This window comes from Variovorax guangxiensis (genome assembly GCF_003952165.1).
In the GTDB taxonomy this organism is placed as follows: Bacteria; Pseudomonadota; Gammaproteobacteria; order Burkholderiales; family Burkholderiaceae_C; genus Variovorax; species Variovorax guangxiensis.
In genome coordinates this window covers 76,984-92,903 of sequence record NZ_RXFT01000019.1, presented here as the reverse complement: position 1 = coordinate 92,903, position 15,920 = coordinate 76,984, and the positions used below count along the sequence as shown (strand labels likewise).

At 57.9% G+C, this 15,920-nt stretch carries 16 protein-coding genes; 12 read left to right on the top strand and 4 right to left on the bottom strand.

The annotated features are described in order from the left end of the window. Positions 1-17 precede the first annotated feature (17 nt). Positions 18-716: a response regulator gene (locus EJP67_RS30065; protein WP_126025374.1), complete on the top strand. Its 699-nt coding sequence runs from the start codon at positions 18-20 to the stop codon at positions 714-716. A 201-nt stretch (positions 717-917) separates the two neighbouring features. On the opposite strand, the gene EJP67_RS30060 is transcribed toward EJP67_RS30065, so the two are convergent. Together EJP67_RS30060 and EJP67_RS30055 are read right to left on the bottom strand one after the other, a co-directional pair. Further along, the gene (locus tag EJP67_RS30060) at positions 918-1,895 is read right to left on the bottom strand and encodes a toll/interleukin-1 receptor domain-containing protein (protein WP_126025373.1); all 978 of its coding nucleotides are present in this window, start codon (positions 1,893-1,895) and stop codon (positions 918-920) included. 261 nt (positions 1,896-2,156) lie between these two features. Continuing rightward, complete coding sequence (locus tag EJP67_RS30055; protein ID WP_126025372.1) at positions 2,157-2,642, bottom strand: helix-turn-helix domain-containing protein; 486 nt, start codon at positions 2,640-2,642, stop codon at positions 2,157-2,159. Positions 2,643-3,110: 468 nt separating this feature from the next. Here EJP67_RS30055 and EJP67_RS30050 point away from each other — a divergent pair, with 468 nt between their 5' ends. From EJP67_RS30050 to EJP67_RS30005, 10 genes are all read left to right on the top strand, one after another. Further along, a complete protein-coding gene (locus tag EJP67_RS30050; RefSeq protein WP_165909748.1) occupies positions 3,111-3,713 on the top strand; it encodes a TnsA endonuclease N-terminal domain-containing protein in 603 nt (200 codons plus the stop codon). Continuing rightward, positions 3,710-5,641 (top strand): DDE-type integrase/transposase/recombinase, encoded by a 1,932-nt coding sequence (locus EJP67_RS30045; protein WP_126025370.1) that lies wholly within the window; start codon positions 3,710-3,712, stop codon positions 5,639-5,641. The genes EJP67_RS30050 and EJP67_RS30045 overlap by 4 nt, the downstream gene beginning before the upstream one ends. 121 nt (positions 5,642-5,762) lie before the next feature. Beyond that, a complete protein-coding gene (locus EJP67_RS30040) occupies positions 5,763-6,632 on the top strand; it encodes a TniB family NTP-binding protein (protein ID WP_165909747.1) in 870 nt (289 codons plus the stop codon). A gap of 4 nt (positions 6,633-6,636) precedes the next feature. Continuing rightward, positions 6,637-7,659 (top strand): TniQ family protein, encoded by a 1,023-nt coding sequence (locus tag EJP67_RS30035; RefSeq protein WP_126025368.1) that lies wholly within the window; start codon positions 6,637-6,639, stop codon positions 7,657-7,659. Between the two features lie 195 nt (positions 7,660-7,854). After that, positions 7,855-8,184: a hypothetical protein gene (locus EJP67_RS33845; protein ID WP_206169579.1), complete on the top strand. Its 330-nt coding sequence runs from the start codon at positions 7,855-7,857 to the stop codon at positions 8,182-8,184. Positions 8,185-8,186: 2 nt separating this feature from the next. Next, positions 8,187-8,519, top strand: a complete 333-nt coding sequence (locus EJP67_RS30025) for a DUF2845 domain-containing protein (protein WP_126025419.1) — start codon at positions 8,187-8,189, stop codon at positions 8,517-8,519. Then, positions 8,516-8,749 (top strand): hypothetical protein, encoded by a 234-nt coding sequence (locus EJP67_RS30020; RefSeq protein WP_126025367.1) that lies wholly within the window; start codon positions 8,516-8,518, stop codon positions 8,747-8,749. Before EJP67_RS30025 ends, EJP67_RS30020 begins: the two co-directional genes overlap by 4 nt. A gap of 213 nt (positions 8,750-8,962) precedes the next feature. Then, on the top strand, positions 8,963-9,700 hold the full coding sequence (locus tag EJP67_RS30015; RefSeq protein ID WP_165909746.1) for a TIGR04255 family protein: 738 nt from the start codon (positions 8,963-8,965) through the stop codon (positions 9,698-9,700). Further along, complete coding sequence (locus EJP67_RS30010; protein ID WP_126025365.1) at positions 9,697-10,197, top strand: hypothetical protein; 501 nt, start codon at positions 9,697-9,699, stop codon at positions 10,195-10,197. The genes EJP67_RS30015 and EJP67_RS30010 overlap by 4 nt, the downstream gene beginning before the upstream one ends. 841 nt (positions 10,198-11,038) lie before the next feature. Then, on the top strand, positions 11,039-11,992 hold the full coding sequence (locus tag EJP67_RS30005; protein WP_240650827.1) for an amino acid ABC transporter substrate-binding protein: 954 nt from the start codon (positions 11,039-11,041) through the stop codon (positions 11,990-11,992). A 171-nt stretch (positions 11,993-12,163) separates the two neighbouring features. Here EJP67_RS30005 and EJP67_RS30000 read toward each other — a convergent pair whose 3' ends face one another. Beyond that, positions 12,164-12,724 (bottom strand): hypothetical protein, encoded by a 561-nt coding sequence (locus EJP67_RS30000; protein WP_126025364.1) that lies wholly within the window; start codon positions 12,722-12,724, stop codon positions 12,164-12,166. A 469-nt stretch (positions 12,725-13,193) separates the two neighbouring features. Here EJP67_RS30000 and EJP67_RS29995 point away from each other — a divergent pair, with 469 nt between their 5' ends. Then, entirely contained in the window at positions 13,194-14,744 is a 1,551-nt protein-coding gene (locus EJP67_RS29995) for a methyl-accepting chemotaxis protein (RefSeq protein WP_126025363.1), read from the top strand. 519 nt (positions 14,745-15,263) lie between these two features. Here the strand turns inward: EJP67_RS29995 and EJP67_RS29990 are convergent. Next, entirely contained in the window at positions 15,264-15,887 is a 624-nt protein-coding gene (locus tag EJP67_RS29990) for a hypothetical protein (RefSeq protein WP_126025362.1), read from the bottom strand. Positions 15,888-15,920: the final 33 nt, after the last annotated feature.

Below are 15,920 nucleotides of genomic sequence, written 5' to 3'. Positions count from 1 at the left end.
AGAGGAGAACGAAGAAGATGAACGACACTCCCGGCGCGGCCGCCCCCGCGCACATCCTGATCGTCGAGGACGAGCCGCGCATGGCGGCCCTGCTCGCCGACTACCTGCAGGCCTCGGGCTACAGCTCGCAATGGCTCGCCAACGGGCTGGAAGCGGTGCCGGCGGTGAAGGCACGCCGGCCCGACCTGGTGCTGCTCGACGTCATGCTGCCCGGCCAGGACGGCATGAGCGTGTGCCGCGAGCTGCGGCTGTTCAGCGATGTGCCCGTCATCATGCTCACGGCGCGCGTCGAGGAGGCCGACCGCCTGATGGGCCTGGAACTCGGCGCCGACGACTACATCTGCAAGACCCCCTTCAGCCCGCGCGAAGTGGTGGCGCGCGTGAAGGCGCTGTTGCGGCGAAGCGGCTACGCCGCGCGCGGAGTCTCGTCGCCGCTGCAGATCGACGAGCAGGCCTACAAGGCCTCGCTGCACGGCAACCCGCTGGGGCTCACGCCTATCGAGTTCCGCCTGCTGAAGGCCCTGGCCGACGCGCGCGGCCGCGTGCTCTCGCGCGACAAGCTGCTCGACCACGTGCACGCCGACCAGCGCGCCGTGACCGATCGCGCGGTCGACAGCCACATCAAGAACCTGCGCCGCAAGCTCGATGCGGTGGGCGAGGGGCAGGAGCTGATACGGTCGATCTATGGGGTGGGGTACAGGCTGGATCTGCCCTGAGCCGGTGGGCTCGGTTCATGACAGCCCCCAGAAGTTGATGAGAAAAAACGGGCTCCGTCATTCGAAAAAATCAGAAGTCAGTGAGAAAAATTCAAAAGTGAATGAGAAAAATCAAGTCAACTTTGAGCTTTTTCAGAGAGAAACCCAGTTTTGAGATAGATGTGCTGCTCTGCCCATAGCCGACGGTAGTTTACGGCCTCCTCATCGCTGTGCTCTGTCGATGAACATCTCCCAAAGGTACTCGGCAGCACCCTCTTGGGAGAGCTGTTTGCGGCGCTCGTCGCCACCCCAGCCCATGCCCAGTGCCTTCAGGAACAGCGATTGTTCACCAGCCTCGACGCTCAGCATTTCGTTAAAGGATCCTTGGCTCGCCGATGAGTCATGTGAGAAGGCTATGCCGTTGTTGCGCCCACTTAGTCCTTCCATGCGGACGGAGCATTCCGCCAGCTTCTTGCCGTTGCGATAGAGGACTGCGGCGAAGCGGCGGGAGTCGATGCGTTCGAAGTTGCCTTTGACATCCGGATTTCTTTCGCCAACTGCTCCTATAGACCCCTCGAAGAATCTGGCCACGAATTCGAAAGTCGCGCGCAGATAGTCATCCTGGTCCTGCTCGGAGAACTCCTGTTTGAGTCTCAAGTTGCTAGAGCGCGGAAGCTCAGGGCTTGGTCGGGATGAATCCTTCAAGGCTGATGGGGGCGCTGGCCGGGTCGTGCGCGATGCTTGCTTAGGGAGAGCGGGTGCCGAGATGGCTTCAACAGCCCGACGAACCTGCTTGGCCACATCGGCCAACGCCTCATCGCGATCCGGCCAGGAAACCACCGGCTTGCCGTCCTTTGGGGCGGCCATCAATTTGCCAAATGGGGCGCTGTGCCATTCACAGTGACGAAGAATGACCGGGATGACCCGTGCCTTGCCCGCTTCGTGGCGTTCCATGGCCCGCGTCATCTCTCTGGAAAAGCAGTACGCCGAGCTGATGAAGTCCGAACTGATCAACAGCAGGATGATGTCGGCGGTCTCGAGTTGGTTGAAGATTGCATCGTCGACCTCGTCTCCTGCAATGATGCGGCGGTCGTACCACGCGTCAATGAGGCCCTGATTCTTGAGCAGTGCCAAGTGCGCCTCCAACTGGTTGCGCAGTTCCTCGTCTTTGTGGCTGTATGAGAAAAAAACACTGGCCATCGTGTGCTTGCCTTTTGGGGAGATTTCTCGGGGATGTTGGCGGATCTTCCGCGTGGGTCGATACGCGTGAGCGAGAGAAGGGACAGAGTCCCACCTCTCGCGTAAGATGCCCGCTCGGACGCAACCCGAGCGGGGCTACCCTAATGTGATGTGCTTGCGCAGCCAAAGCATTGAAAGCCTCCTTTCTCTGAAGTCCCTCTCCAGGACCAGTTGCACAAGAAACCCGCTTCGGTGTTCCAGCACCTGGCGGGTTTCGCCTTTTCACTTGCCGCCGACGACTACCGTCAGCGGTCGTTTGCGGGTGATCGCGGCAGTCTTCTCCACCTGCGCCTTGGCGCGCTCGTTGAGCTTCTCTTTGGCGAAGGGCGTAATCTTCTCAATCAGTCCTGAAAGGTCGTACTCGTTGGGGAGGTTGTCGCCCACGCCGGCCTTGCGGTAAATGCGCTTGACGTATCCCCATCTCTCCATCTCCTCGATGCGCTTCTGGATGGTCCTCGGGTGCACGCCAATGGCCAGAGCCAACGTCTTCTTGGAGCGATACGGATTGGTGCCAGCGTTCCACCAATTGCCTGCGAGGTGCAGCAGGATGTTGATGTCCAGCGGAGAAAGCCGCAGCGCTTGCTGTCGCTCGAAGATGACGTTGGGGAACGATGTCCAGCCCGATTCGGCGACGGTCTTGGACCACTTCGCTGCAACCCGGCGGTCGGTGGTCGCGTCCGCTGCGGCCTTCTTGGGAATAGCTGCCATTTTCTGTACCCGCTCATTGAATCGATGTGTGCAGTATCCCCAGCGTCCTGCGGCCTCGCAAGCCGATGAAGGTCTGGAGGCAGGGCACCTATGCCTCCCCCTGACGGATCTACTGCGTCTTGCTCCATGACGTCTACCTCCACGACGTCTGCTTTGCGATGACGTCTGCTTAGGAGGGCGTGTGAGGCTTCCCCGGGGTGTTCCAGTAACCACCCCGGGGAGGTCCAAAAGCCCTAAGGTGGCGCCTCAGCCACCGCCCCCTCGGTCCGCGAAAGTGCATGCATGAACGCAGGAATCAGAAGACTCCGTCCTACCGGCAAGAGCATTTCGGGCAGAAAATGGAGATCGTCGGCAACCGGCATCGGCTCCGTGCCATATCCCCGCGCCTTCAGAAGAGTATGAGAATATCCGGCATCTCTCGGGGGAGAAGATATGCCTGTACGAAGGATTCCCAGGAACTACCTGGGGGTGACGGGGCGCGTGCACACGCGCCATTCGGAGGAGCTTCAGGAGTTCGAGTCGCTGCAGGAGAAGGACTATGTCCTCCTGTTGGGCCCCGACGATGACGTCCTGAGTATCGAGGTCCAGCCGGTGCGAATTCCAGTGAAAGGTGTGCGCAACGGGTACGTGCCCGATGTGCTCGTTCACTATCGCAAGGAACTGGGACGTCCTTCGGAGCTAACCGAGGTCAAGACCCGGGCAGATTTCGAAACCAACAAGCAGAAGTACGAGCCCAAGTTCAGGGCTGCCGAGGCGTATTGCGCGGAGCGGGGCTGGATCTTCATCAAGAAAAGCCAGGAAGACTTCCCGCATCAGCGGCTCAAGAACATCAAGTATCTGCGCGGCTTCCTGAGGCATCCGCCAGATACCGCGGCATCGAGTCGGCTCCTTGCCTGGCTTGCCGAGCAAGGCGAAAGCTCCACCGTCGGTGAGTTACGGGAAGCTCATGAAGACGGAAGTGGAGAAATGCTCCATCACTTCTGGACCTGCGTCGCGCACCGCAGGATCCTCCTGGATCTGGACGCCCCCATGGAAAACGATGCGTGGATCATTCCGGGCGCCGAGCCATGACCGATCCTCGCCATAGAGCCGCTCCTCTGCTGAAGCCACGCGAAGGTATGGTCGTCAAGACCGAGGACGGCAAGGAGTTCGTCATCCTGCGGTTCGTCGGCCTGATGAAGGTGATGGCGAAGGAACTGGGGACGGAAGAGCTGGCGACGCTGGATCTGGATGAACTCGGTTTTCGGGAGGTTTTCAGGCGAGGAAAGAAGATCAAGGTAGCCGAGCAGGTCAACCTGGACGGCGTGGATTCGCATGACTGGGAGATTGCCGAGCACCGGCGCAAGATCCTGACGCAACTGCTGGCCATGAAGACGGTCTCGAAGGAGGCTCGGGAGCAAGCCTGCGCCGAGCTTGAGATTTCGCAGGCAACCCTCTACCGGCTGATGCACGATCTGTACGAGACGCAATTGCTCTCGAGCCTCCTTCCTTACCGCCCGAGCGGCGGGCGAGGAAAGAACCGTCTTTCAGACGAGTTGGAGCACGTGATCCAGGACGGCATCAAGAACTACTTCCTCACTGGTCAGAAGATCAGCAAGAAAGCCCTGGTGGAAAAAATCGAGGCAGACTGCGCAGTCGCAGGCATCAAGCCGCCGGCTCCCAACACGATTCGCTCGCGCATCGACGAAATCGAAGAGAAGAAGCGAGCCAAGAAGCGCAAGGGCGAGGCCGAGGCGAGGAAGTTCGAAGCGAACAAGACGCCAGGCAGAGGCAACAAGCTGCCGGATGCTGACTACCCGCTTGCCATCGCGCAGATGGACCACACGTTGCTGGACATCATCGTTGTCGACGACAAGTACCGAAAGGCGATCCGGCGCGCGTGGATCACGGTTCTCATCGATTGCTACAGCCGTGTCATCCTGGGGTTCTATGTGTCCCTCGATCCGCCATCGAGCTTGTCCGCGGGGCTGTGCATCACGAGCGCCATCCTGACCAAGCGCCGGCGCCTGGAGCAACTTGGTCTGACGAACCAGGTCGACTGGCCGTACTACGGCGTCATGGACGTCGTGCACATGGACAACGCCAAGGAGTTCCGGGGCAAGTTGATCGAGTTCGGGTGCAAGGAGCACCATATCGACGCGCATTTCCGTCCGGTCAAAAATCCCAAGTACGGCGCCATCATCGAGCGTTTCATGGGTACGCTGGCCTCCAAGATCAAGGCGCTCCCAGGGGCCACGTTCTCGAACCCCAAGGAAAGGGGTGAGTACGACTCGGAGAAGACGGCGACCATGACCCTCATGGAGCTGGAGGCATGGCTGTATCTAACCATCGAGAAGTATCACCAAGAGAAGCACTCGACGCTCGGTATGCCGCCGGCGCAAAAGTGGAAGGAAGGCATCCTGGGCACAAAGACCAAACCAGGACGAGGCCGGCCGGCCCTGGTTCAGGACGAGGAAAAGCTGCGCATCGATCTGCTTCCATTCCAGGAGCGGGTCATTCATCCTGAAGGCGTGGTGATCGATCGGATCGTCTATTTCCACGACTGCCTGAGGCCGTACGTGAACATCAAGGATCCGAAGACCAAGACCAGCGTCTATCACCGCTTCGGCCGGGATCCTCGCGACATCAGCGTGCTCTATTTCCGGGACCCGATCCAGAAGCAGTACGTGCGGATTCCCTATGCGGATCCGAGCCTGCCGCCTGGCATCAGCCAATGGGAGTACGACGCGGCACAACGCATCCAGGAGGATGGTGGCGGGAGGCTTGAAGACACACGCGCCGTGATGGCCATCGTGTTGGAGCAGCGTAGGCGCGAGCAGGAGAGCGCGGAGACGACCAAGAAGGCCCGTCAAAACATGCAGCGGCGTGCTGAGCATGCGAAGGCGCGCGACCGCAGGCCTGCCGAGTTGCCGCGCGCCTCACAGGTGGTGCCTACTTCGCCGCCGGACGCGATTGCGGGATACAACCCTGACGAAATCTTCCCGATCGAAGAGGAATAGGTACTGCATGCCCAAGAAGTCGAACTCGCCAACAGTGAAGTCGTCAACGACAAACTCGTCAACACCGAGCCCATCGAAACCGAACTCGTTGTACCCTCACCTTGGCGAGGAGGCGCTCAAGATGATCGACGCGCCCGATGCCGAGCGACAGAACGCGATCCTGATGGGCTCATGGATGTCGCTGACGCCTTCTGTGAAGGCGTTGGAGTTCATGGAGTTCCTCCTTCGTCATCCACCTTCCACGCGCCCGCCGAATCTTCTGCTCATCGGTGACTCGCACAGCGGAAAGTCGACGGTGCTCGAGCGCTTCCTGTCCCTTCACGGTCCGGTTGTTTCTCCGGAGGCTGAGACCTCTGTGGTTGACGTGGTCGTCATTACCTGTCCTCCAGAGCCCAAAATCAAAGCGCTCTACATGAGCATCCTGGATGCGCTGTTGGTTCCGTACAAGCCGAATGCGGAAGAAGGGGCGATGTATTCCCAGATCAAGCTCATCTTTCGCAAGGTCAGTGTCAAGGTTCTGCTCATCGATGAGATCAACAACACCCTGCAAGGACCGCCACTACGGCAGCGCCAGTTCCGCAACGCGCTGAAGAATCTGGCGCACGACACAAAGGTCCGCATGGTGACCGCGGGCACCTACGACGCGTTGAACGCACTGACGATTGACGAACAACTGGGCAGTCGGTTCGAGACGATGTACATGCCTCGATGGAAAAGCGATAAGGAGGTGGGTACGTTATTGGCCACCATGGAGAAGCGGATTCCATTGAAGAAGCCCTCCGATCTGAAGTCGGTGGCGATGCTTCGCTTGGTTAAAGAGCGTGCCGAAGACTCCCTGGGCGATATCTGCTCGCTCGTGCGCAATGCGGCCGTCAAGGCGATCGATACCGGGGTCGAGCAGATCACTGAAGCGCTGATCAACGACCTGGTCTGGACTCCACCGTCCAAGCGCAGGCGCAGCGTTCAACCAGGCGTGCAGCTGGCGATCTGAAGCCATGCACGGACTGACGCCATCGCTCTGGCCAGTCCGCTACAAGCCCTTTCCCGATGAGCTGACCTCCAGTTGGCTGGTGCGGCTTGCTCATGGGATGGGCCTGAAGGTCCAGACCTTCTGCAACCTGATCTTCGGCAACCGCCTGCAGGTCTGGAATCGGGACATCGACCGGCTGGCGCCTAGCTGGTTGCTGGATGAGTTGATCCAGCGTACGGCAACTCCGAAGGACATCGCCTACGCCACTTCCCTAAAGGCCTATGAAGGGGCGTTCTTCAACCATTTCAAGGCTTCCGGCGTGTTGCCCTGGGTCCTGAACCTGAAGATGTACCACCGCACACGCCGGGCCTACGGACAGCAGTTCTGTGCGGAATGCCTCGCTGCGGACGAGCAGCCGTATTTCCGCAGGCGCTGGAGGTTGGCGTTCTGTACGTTCTGCTCGATTCATCAACGCCTGCTGGATGACCGTTGCCATCAATGCGGAGAGGCCGTGGCCTACTTCCGGATGGATTTCGGGCGGGATGAGGCTTCCGGCGAAGTTCCAATGCGAAGTTGCCATGCCTGTGGCGCGCGCTATGACGAGGCACCACCAGTGCTGGGCGATGGCTACAGCCGCGAGGGTATGGAGTGGTTGGTGTGCCGGCAGGAACTGCTGGACCTACAGCAAGGATTTGAACTTCCGGGCGTGGACTGGTCGGAGTTCGCGGTTTTGCGGCAGACGCTGAAGCTGTTGAGCAGCACCTACCGTAACGTGAATCTGCACGATCACCTGTTGGCCGAGCTGGGTGTGGAGGACCCTGGCCTAGCGCCGGGGCGCCTGCTCTTCGAGGTCAGGCCAACGCAGGAGCGTTTTCATCTTCTCCAACTCGGAGCGTGGATGATGACCGATGTGGAGGGGGCGTACCGGCGTGCCTGGAATGCGCGCGCATTGCGCTACAACCACCTTCTCAAGGACTTTCGCAACGCGCCCGAGTGGTTTGTCGGCATTGCCGAAAGCATGCGTGACTGGCGATCCAGAACCCGATAGTGGCCGTGATCGTGGCTCCTGCTCCGATTTGCTTGGCACGCCAATTTCTTGTCTTTAGAGCCATGGCGGCTAACAAATAGGGGTTCGTCCTAACGCATTCGGCAGGTCCGGGTCTGCTCGTGCGTAAAACTGAGGCCAAAATTGGCATGGGAGCGTGAGACGGGCCGGAGCCCGCAATGCTGGAGGAGAGCAACCATGAAGGCCCTCGCAGTCTTCATTGCCTTGGTCGCACTTGGCCCGACTTGGGCAAAGACGCCTTCAATCCTGCTGGAGGCATGTAATGCCATGGAGCCGCTGAGCAAACGGCAGGAGTGCTTGCGTGCGGCAAACGACCTTGGCCGTGGCGGGTCCAGCACCGGTTCCACCACCATGCAGCAGCCGTTGTACTCGCGCACCAATTCGCGTGCCGCCGCTCTTTCGTCGAATGGCAACTACAAGGTCGGCAGTCGAACCTGCCATGTAGGGCCGCGAGGCGGAACCTACACAATCACTGCCAGCGGGCGGAAGAACTACAACGGGTGCTGAAGATGGATATCTTGGTTGGACTGATTGTGTGCGTCGTACTTTTTTCAGCAGGGGGAGCTTGGATAAAGAGCGAAGCACGAAAGCGCCGCCGCGCAGCGCTCTTGGAAAAGTACGGTGATCCTGAAATCGTCGAGGGGATCATGTCCTGCCGTTTCTGGCAAGGGCAGACGGAAGAGCAGCTCAACGATTCTCTTGGCCGACCTGCGGACGTCGAATCACGGGTCATGAAAACCAAGCATCGTCAGATCTGGAAGTATCACCCGGCTGGGAAGAACAGGTACCTGCTGCGAGTGACGCTCGAGAACGGCGCGGTCGTTGGATGGGAGCAGAAATGAAGTTTGGTATCCGCAAGCCGTCCATCCGCAAATCCATTGCGGCGCGGACTTCCGTCAAGCGCATGGTGCGCCACAACCTGGGGCTGAAGGCTCCTCGCGGCTGGGGCTGGTTGACGAACCCGAAGCGCGCGGCCAGGAATCGCATCTACAACCGCTCGACCGTCAGCTTCTGGGGCATTCTGGGTGCGGTGCTCAAAGGGCTGTTTGGCGGCTCGCGGAGGCGGCGATAGGCATAGGGCTACCTCCGGACGCCGGTTGTATTGCCGGGCACGACCCTACTCAACGAATACCGCACCCACGCGGTATGGGAAGGCTGGCCTGTGGATAACTTAGTGGAAAATCAGTGCATAAGCTCGCAGGCACGTATTCCCAAAGCCGATTTCTTGAGGCAATATCAAGTCCACTGATAAAAACGGCTGGCGCCCTGCGTCATCGCAATCCGATTGGCCCACTACAAGCGAGCACCCATCGCAGAAGCTGTAATCGATCTGCAACTCGGTTTCGAGCAGCAGCCGGCGGCGACGCACCTTGAAGAATTCGCCGCAACGTTGCGAGATTCGTTTCCTCAGTCGCAACGCATCAATACCTTCGCACTGGCGGTAGCTACGTCAAACGGGGGGGAGATTTCGAGTAACGCGGCTCGCGAGACGCTCGGTGTTCGCCTGACAAGTGCGACGGGTAGTCGGATTTTGCAGTTACGCCGGCAGGGCCTGTCCTACAGCCACATGCAGCCGTACTCGGAGTGGGAAAGCTTCTCCGAGGAGATGCGTCCCATCCTGGAGAGCTTTGTTCTTGAGTTCAAAGCGATCTCGGTGAATCGCCTTGCTGTCCGCTACATCAACCGGATCATCGTGCCCCAAGGGGTTGATCTGGAGGCCTACTTGAACCTATCGCCGCGACGACCAGCCGACGTCTCGGCTGATCTGCAGGGGTACTTCATGCAATTGGTGCTCGCGCAGAAGGATCTTGGCCCCGAATACACCGCGATCGTTAATTCTGGCCTCGAAGCGGCGCCTGATCCAAACGCGATGGCGGTCCTTCTGGATATCGATGTTTTCTGCACCAAACAGACCCCGATGGACTTGGCGGCAGCTTGGACGGTGTTGTATCAACTGCGTGAGCGCAAGAACGAGATTTTTGAAGCGGCGATCACTGATGAGGTGAGGAGGATGATCGAATGAACTTGCATCCCACGAGGCATGGCAGCCTGTTGTCAAACAGCACGACCAATACCGCAGATGCATATGGTCTGGGGCGGTACAACCCAATGACTGAAGAGGCGGGTGATCCGCCTCAACATCAAATTGCCAGATTGCTGACGTTAAAGTCCCAGCAGAAGTTGGCCCTCCTTCGAAATCTTGAGGAAGACTGGGACGGCAATGGCAGCGCCAAACCGATAGCTGAAGCAATAGCGAATGCGGAGGCCCGTTTGCCTGAGCTCTATCGCGTGAGCGCGCGTGTTGGGATCTGGCGAGAGCCTCAGGTCAGTGCAAGTGAAGACGGAGAGGTAATTTTTGAATGGTGGAGTGATGAGCGGAAGGTCACGCTTTACTTTGCTCCAGAGTCCATGGAGGTTGTCCGAAGTTGGGGGACAAACATAGATACGGAAATGGACCAGAGTTCGCTGCCATCTCTTGATGCTTTTGCAGATGTCTGGATCTGGCTGCAATATGCCTGAGCCTGCCACAGAGGTAGCGGCAGACGAGCTCTTGTTGCGATCCGTTCCGGATAACCCGGACTGCTTCATGTGTGGTGACACAGGAGAGCTTCTTAAAGTTCGAACCTCTGCCTTCAATGATCGGGAGCGCAAGCCATCCGTAGATAGGCAGGATCTACGTCAAGGCGCCCCGCAGTCCTCCAGGAAAGCGCCTTCCGCCGGGGTGGTGGCCCTCATCGCGGGTGAAGTTCGCGGTATATCGGTTGCAACTTTAGACAAGGACGAACAGGTACAGATGGTGCATGCCGTGGATGTGCTGCACCGCCCCTTGGACGAAAATTACGCGCATGCTCAAATTGAGTGCGCCCCTCACGTTGTCAGTGAAGGGGCGTGGAAGCGTCTAAAGGAAGCCCTGTGTCGCATCGCTCAGCAGCATGGCTGGGCATGTCGGCCAGCCTCGACCTGCAAAGATCTGCACTGAACTTCAGTGTTCGTCTGGCCGATTTTTGTCTGCGCGCAGCGGCTTCCAGTTGCCGCTGCTACAACGGATGCAAACAGAAGTCCCGGCTCTGGTTCCAAGGGGCCAAGCATATGGGCGCAGGGGGCAGGCTGCGGCCCCTCGGACAAAGAAAGCTTCATGACGGAGCATGGCCCGCAAACGAGTTCGATTGCCCTGAAATCCGGATGTCTGAATTCCACTTTCATGACTAGTAGAAAGTGCGCAGTTCGGCAAAGAATCCGGGCGTAAGTTTTCTGAATGACACATGGTCTTTTGTCGCGGGGAGAGCCGAATCTCCTGTGGGCGAAGACGGGCAGTAGATGCGAGCGCGATTTCTGGCGGTCGGCGAAGCAGTAACGGTGTGTGATCGAGTTCCAAACTAAACCGCCGTTGGCGTCGTACCTCATGTCCCTTTTTCCCGCGCGCCTGCTGTGCGCCGCGATGATTCCCTTGGCCAGCGCGCTGGTGGTGCCGTCTGTGCAGGCCGCCGTTGACACGATGGGCAAGATTCGCGAAACACGCACGATCATGATTGGCGTGCGTGAAGCCGTGCCACCTTTTTCGTTTGTCAATGCACGGAAACAGCCCACGGGCTATTCCGTAGACCTGTGCATGAACGCAGTCGAAGAGATCAAGCGCGAGCTCAAACTGCCCGACATCAAGGTCCAGTACAAGCTCGTAGCGGGTCCGGAGCGCATTCCGAAGCTGCTCGCAGGCGAGATCGACCTCGAGTGTGGCTCGACGACCAACACTATGGCCCGCCAGGAGAAGGTCGACTTCAGCTACACCTTCTTCGTCGCCGGGATGCGCGTACTGACGAACAGCAGTCTTCATGTGGAGACGGTGAAGGATCTGAAGAACCTGCCGGTAGCGCTAACCAAAGGGTCTACTTCGGAGAAACTTTTCAAGCAACTCGCCGATGGTGAACTGCGCGATGCGAAGTTGATCACCTACGAAAACAACGGAGAGGCCTATAAGGCGCTGAAGGAAGGCAAGGTGCGTGCATTTGCCCAGGATGACTCGCTATTGCAGGGCCTTGTTTCGAACGACAAGACGATGGACACGCTCAGCGTGAGCAGACTCGCACTGTCCGTTGAGCCGTACGCCGTGATGGTGCGCAAGGGCGACACTGCATTGCTCGCGGCCGTCGACCGGAGCCTTGCGCAGCTGTACTCCAGCGGAGAGATCAATGCGCTTTATGACAAGTGGTTCAATACCAAGACGCTCACCATCAAGATGGGACGCCTGACGCGCGATAGCTTCGTGCGCCCGAACAAGCAACCGGGTGTCGCAATGGTGCTCGGCCATTCGATCTGAGGTGCACCAAGCCCAAGTTGGAACTCCGGTAATCGCAAGGGCCAATGTGGCTTAGCCTCGCGAGTACACAATCGATATCGGTTCCGGCGACTGGCCACTTAGCTGGATAGCCTCATGCTAGCCTTTGAAGAATGCTCTGCAACTTCGTGGCCCGATTCAGCCCTTAGTTGTTCAGTCCTGTCCAGTCCATCCTGGCGCGAGTTTTCCGGTCAAGGCTGCGACCCGCGCGTTGAATTCATCGCGCTCTGAAATCTTGCTTCGGATGAACTGCACTGCGCTCTCTGGGCGAAGGACTTGCAGACCGAACTCCTGACGTAATTTCTCGCGATTGCCGTAAATTCCCTCTGGTTGCGGTTTCGAGTTTCCATCGTCGGTGACAAGGATCGCGCGCCATTTGATCGCCTCGCAAACGATCGCGACATCGTCGGCGTGATTGTCGTTCGCAGCCTTGCTCCACAGGATTGCTTCGACCTTCGAGTAAATGTGCTCTTCCTCTGCCTCGCTGGCTTCATCAACGGTGAAGGTGCGCGAATCCAACTTCGTCCTGTGGGCCGCGGCGCCTCCGCTCGCTTGAGCTTTCATAAGTTCTGCGTTAGATGCGGCTAGACAGATGACGCCGTTGTCGCGCCACGTTTCAAGCTGGTTGACCGCCTTCACTTTTTGCTTGGCATTGATAAGGTTCGCATCGAGCTGAAAGACTCGCGTGAAGAGCAGGCGTCGCTGCATGTTCATGTGGAACTCCATAGTCGATGCGCGGTGTCGGAATCGATTCTTGCTCAGGTTGGAAGAGCTCGGATGTGCAGCACTCTCTCACCAATGAACCTGATGGCGGCATCGAGTGGGAAGGCGTGTGGATAAAGAGCAGCCGAAGCTATATGAGTCCCCAAGATCACGAAACTTCCAGGCTGCCTTGACTGATCGATAGTGGGTGAAAGCAGCTACCTTAAGCCATAGGCATCGTGTTAATCATTTGATAAGTGGATTTTAGTTTCTCAAATTTGCACCAAATAAAGTGGGGTCGAGCATTGGGCTTTCTCTCGAGAAACATTGATTTAACTTGCCTTGCCGAACATCAACTTCTGCTGCGAGAAGGGGTAAATCGCCTGTGTAAAAGCCTTGTCCTGCATGGTTAGAGATGAAAGACTCAAGTTCGAAGAAGCCGCGCCGATAACAGAGGTTTCCATCTTCTGAAAGAAACTCAATGAACCTGAGGAATTTGAAAATCGGCGCCCGCTTGGGGTTTGGTTTTGCCGCTATGTTGTTGCTGATGGTGGTCATCGCTGGAACTGGCGTGCTACGACTCAAGAACGTAGGAGAAACTACAGATGAAATGGTGAAGCACGCACTGGTGAAAGAGCGCCTTGCCAGCGAGTGGCTCAGCAACTTGCATTCAAACACTGTCGCTAATCTCGCCATGATAAGAACCGCCGATCCCGAAGTCGCCGCGTATTTCTCCAACATGCAGGTCGAGGGGTCGTCTCGTATCAGTCGCGCACAAAAGGAGCTTGTTCCCATGCTGAGTTCGCCCGAGGAAAAGGCACTGTATGCCGCAATAGCCGCTTCTCGTGTCGTGGTGCTTGAAACCGTTGGCAAACTTAACAAGCTGAAGGACAGTGGCAGGCTTGAGGAAGCCAATGCGTTGGCGAACACCAAATTTTCTGAAGCGCTCGAGGTTTATGGCAACGCTGTTGAGTCGTTAGCCAAGCACCAGCGCTCCAAGATTGATGAGTCTGCCAAGCTGATCAGTTCTGACTTCAGGAATGGGCGCGCCGTGCTGTTGATGCTTTCAGGCATCGCTCTGATTTTGGGGGCGCTACTTGCGTGGCGGTCGACGGTAGGGATCGTGCGTCCGCTACGCGACGCAGTTATGGTAGCTGAGACAGTGGCCGTCGGCGATTTGAGCAGGAGCATTGATGCCTGGGGCCGAGACGAAGCGGGCCAGTTGATTCTGGCGTTAAAAAACATGAGTGAAGGCCTTGCCAGAGTTGTCGCCGAGGTGCGTGAAGGCACGGACTCCATTTCGAGAGCATCGGGTGAGATCGCCTTGGGCAATCAGAATCTGTCCTCGCGCACGGAGGAGCAGGCTAGTTCACTCGCACAGACTGCTGTGTCGATGGGGGAGTTGACCTTGACCGTGAAGCGGAACGCAAACAATGCCCGGCGGGCTAGCCAATCGGCTGTCTCGGCTTCGGAAGTTGCCCTCAGGGGCGGCCATACTGTTTCTCGTGTGGTCACCGCCATGGACTCTATCAATGCTTCATCCAAGAAGATCGAGGACATCACCGGCGTGATTGATGGCATCGCGTTTCAAACGAACATCCTTGCGCTGAATGCGGCGGTTGAAGCGGCTCGTGCTGGAGAACAAGGCCGTGGATTTGCAGTTGTTGCGGCAGAGGTCCGCAGCTTGGCTCAGCGTTCCGCTGCGGCTGCCAAGGAAATCAAAATTCTGATTGCAGATTCAGTGTCTGAGGTTGAGGAAGGTAGCAGGCAGGTTGAGGAGGCTGGTCGCACAATGGAAGAGGTGGTCGGAAGTGTGCGGCAAGTAACGAGCATCATGAGCGAGATATCTACGGCCAGCCATGAGCAGGCCTCAGGGATCGAGCAGATCAACCAGGCCATCATGCAGATGGATATGGTGACGCAGCAGAACTCTGCACTCGTGGAGCAGGCCTCGGCGGCAGCGCAGTCACTCCAGGAATCAGCAGAAGGTCTTGTAAGAGCTGTCAGTACTTTTACTCTCAGAATGCATTAGACGTGTTCGCCAACCTTTTTTCGCCTTGTCCACCATTCTTCTGGCGGATCAGTTTCCAGAACAGTGGTAGTGAACTCCGTAGTCGGCGCGAGCGAAGGGCCGTTCTCTGTCGCTGGGAACCGTCTCAATGGCTTCCATCGGTATCTTGCTCATAGGCTCGGCGTCCGGGTGCGGACCGATCGATCAGCTGAGAGCCTGGATCATCTCGAAGCAGTTGGTCAAGGCACTCGGTGGTTTTGAGGCCTGTCCGGCCGTGGCACTGGGCCTGGTCAGAGAGCGGCGGCCGGGCTGCACTCGCAACTAAGTTGACCGACCAAGTCCGCTTTCATGCGAGGGGACTGAAGGCTCCTCGGTCCACTGAGCCCTCGCTGCCCCCTGCTTTGCAAGTTCGACTCGATCTGCATTGCGCCCGCGTGCGGGATGGTCCCACCAACAACGCCTGCCGCACCCTCTTCTCATCCCGTGGCGTTCAACGAAGACACCTATTGCTTGACGTTCGCTTGTTTCGAGAAGTGGCGTTCACAACAAAGGAGATCTTCCCCACTTTCGGGACAGAACGAAAATCATCTGAGTCAGCGACCTGCCGAACCGTGGCTTGACGGGTAACCGCGGCACTGCTGGCTGCGGGATAGAAGGGATATCTGAATATCTCTCGAGCAGACCGACTTGATCCAGCACACTCACAAACAATGCACACTGAGTGGGGGATTGGCCGCTACGCTCAATCAACTCAGTAAAACTGATCCTTTGCTCCAAGAGCAGCACTGCCAATTGAACCCTGTCCGGATCATTGTCCAGAAGCGAGGTAGGCGGCCAACATTTGAGCATCAGACGCGTTGCGTCACATTCTTCTGATGAGGCCGTCCGACATCTACATGTCTCAAATCCTAGTCTTGGCTCCGGCTGTAGCTCGATCAAAGAGCGTCTGAGCTGGACTGGATTCAACGGCATTTCCAATGTATGAAACTTGCCGCTTGTACAGACAATCGCCATCGTCCCGAAGTCGTGATCAAGACCAACCGAGCTGTCCTGTTCTTGGCTTGTCGGTCGCACGATCAGCAACGCATCGAACGGTGGTTCATCGACCAATTGCCATATGAAGTCGGGATGCCAGGCCGATTCCACTAATACGGCTTCGATCAAGCGGCGATCGATCGTCGCCCACCTATGTATGCC